The sequence below is a fragment of the Synechococcus sp. CCY9202 genome (genome assembly GCF_034931685.1).
Taxonomy (GTDB): domain Bacteria; phylum Cyanobacteriota; class Cyanobacteriia; order PCC-6307; family Cyanobiaceae; genus CBW1002.
Genome location: NZ_JAYGID010000083.1, coordinates 1 through 1354 on the forward strand (window position 1 = coordinate 1; position 1354 = coordinate 1354).

At 68.2% G+C, this 1354-nt stretch carries 1 pseudogene; it reads left to right on the forward strand.

The window, feature by feature from the left end:
- Positions 1–1276: pseudogene (locus VB777_RS11085) on the forward strand (IS256 family transposase); the annotation flags it as partial.
- Between the last annotated feature and the right edge of the window lie 78 nt (positions 1277–1354).

Below are 1354 nucleotides of genomic sequence, written 5' to 3' on the forward strand. Positions count from 1 at the left end.
GCCCAAGACCCATCGTGCCGCAGTTGACCTGGCGCCGCTACTGGATGGCAGCAGTGCCGGCGAGCTGATCCCGGAGCTGGCCCGCCACGGCCTGCAGCAGCTGATCGAGCTGGAGGTTGCCGCCGTTCTGGGTGCCGACCGCCATGAGCGCAGCGAGGAACGGCTCGGCTACCGCAACGGCTACCGGCCCCGCAGCCTCACCACCCAGGTGGGCGACATCGACCTGCTGATCCCCAAACTGCGGGCCGGCAGCTTCCTGCCCTCGATCCTTGAGCCCCGCCGCCGGGTGGATCAGGCCCTCTATGCCGTGATCATGGAGGCCTACATCGGCGGCGTCTCCACCCGCAAGGTCGATGCCCTGGTGGGGGCCCTGGGATCGCAGAGCGGCATCTCCAAATCCCAGGTCAGTCGCATCTGCCAGGAGATCGACCAGCAGGTGCAGGCGTTCCTGAGCCGGCCCCTGCAGGAGTCCGGCTACGCCTACGTCTACCTGGATGCCACCTACCTCAAGGGCAGGCTGGGCAAGGCCCTGCAGGTCTGCTCACGGGCTGTCGTCGTCGCCATGGGGGTGAACGCGGACGGCCGCCGGGAGTTGCTGGGTCTCAAGGTGGGCGACAGCGAAACCGAGGGCTTCTGGAGCGAGTTCATTGCCTCGCTCTAGCCGAAGGCTTCTGCGAAGCAGTAGGAGCGCGGCCTCACTGGCGTCAAGCTGGTGATCAGCGACGCCCACGTGGGCCTTACCAAGGCCATCCGCAGGCAGCTGCAGGGCTGCGTCTGGCAGCGTTGCCGCGTCCACTTCGCCCGCAACCTGCTGCAGCGGGTCCCCAAGGCCCACCAAGGCATGGTGACCGCCGCCCTGCGCTCGGTGTTCGCTCAGGAGGATGCCGGAGAGATCCTCAGCCGCTGGGATGACCTGGCCGCCTCGCTGGCGGAGCGCTTCCCCAAGGCCACCGAGCTCATGAACGAGGCCAGAGAGGACGTGCTGGCCTTCCGTCACTTCCCGCAGCCTCACTGGAAGAAGGTCTGGAGCACCAACCTGCTGGAGCGGGTCAACGAGGAGATCAAGCGCCGCACCAGGGTGGTCGGCATCTTCCCTAACGACGCGTCGATCACCCGCCTGGTGGGCGCGGTATTGCTGGAGCAGCACGAGCACTGGCAGCTGGAGGGACGCCGCATGTTCTCAGCCGAGAGCATGGCCGCCATCCCGGAGCTGGAGGATCTGCCGGCCCTGCTCAGCGCCGCCGCCGCAGAGGTGCAAGACGCAGGCCCCAGGTGATTGAGGTGGCAGCGCCCCCACAGGGCGCAGCGGCCTCAATCGCCGCCCGGGGGCCGGCGCTGTAACCCCTGGGCTGCA